General features: G+C 54.9%; 1 protein-coding gene. It reads left to right on the top strand.

The window, feature by feature from the left end; all coding sequences use genetic code 11:
• Positions 1 to 46 precede the first annotated feature (46 nt).
• Positions 47 to 1,161 (top strand): hypothetical protein (locus IQ270_RS30450; RefSeq protein WP_339384339.1); only part of this gene is annotated, 1,115 nt, incomplete at its 3' end.

Genomic DNA, 1,161 nt, shown 5'->3' on the forward strand with positions numbered 1-1,161 from the left:
CTACAAGATTTATGGTGATACAATTGGGAATTAAACTAATTTTGATATGACAACCCCCGCCGAAGTTCGCCAACACCTAATCGACGCTTTACAACTCGACCTGATCGGCCCTACGCCCGACGACGAAGCCCACGCCGCAGAAATCATCAACCAACCCCCTTCCCGCTGGTATCTCAGCGGTTTTCTCGTACCCTACGGGGCCGGCCTCGAACAGCGCAGCGACAACACCAGCAATGACGAACTCGACGAACTCAGTCGCCCCAGTCCCGGCGACGACGAAAACCCCCCGGAAAAATCCTCCGCCCGCAGAGCATTTTTTCCCTCTTCAATGGGGCTGAGTTTTCTGGTTCCCAAAGAAGCAACTCACTTCCGGGCGATCGCATCTTGGGGCGACTACTCGCCCATTCCCACAGAAGAGGAAAAAGCAGAAACCAAACTGCAAAGTCTCGTCTCCGGTGATTGGCTGCGGAAACCTCAACAGGTAGAAGTAGATGTTCCCATCAAAAGCAGCACCGCGCCCTACACCTTGGACATTCCCGACAGCGGCGGCTTAAAACTTGTCATTTCCGTTCGCCCCGTCTTGTCCCAGATTAAGTTACCCCCCGGTACCCGTTCCGTCTCCGCTTTCCTTGTCAACTACCGCACCCCCACCACCGACGACTCCTTGCGAGATACCACTTACATCTTCCAAGCAACTTTAACTATTCACACCCCCTACTCCCTCGTCCCCCGCCCGAATTTGCGGGGACAAACCGATGATGATTGGGATGAAAAGGTGGCAGACTTGCAGTATCGGGAAGACTGCGAATTTGCTGTTGGCCACAACATTTCGGCGATCGCCCTCGTCCACTCGGACTCGATTTGCAAGGAAATTCGCACCGCCTGGATACCCACCGCTGACGTAGAAAAAGTCATCGCGGCCGTTGTACCCGGAACTGAACTAGAAATGGAAGCGATCGCTGCTGCACCCAGTCCCGCAGCTTTGCGGTCAATGCTAGAGCCAATGGTAACAGCTTACGGCGATTGGATTGCAGACCAGGAGCACAAATTCCCCCTCGATCTCAACCGAGCTCAAATTGCCCAAAAGTTGCTCAACCGCGCCCAAGTCGCGCGCGATCGCATCGCTGCGGGCCTCGACGCTGTGAATGACCCCGAAGTGTT

It is taken from the genome of Microcoleus sp. LEGE 07076 (assembly GCF_015207455.1).
In the GTDB taxonomy this organism is placed as follows: domain Bacteria; phylum Cyanobacteriota; class Cyanobacteriia; order Cyanobacteriales; family Microcoleaceae; genus Microcoleus.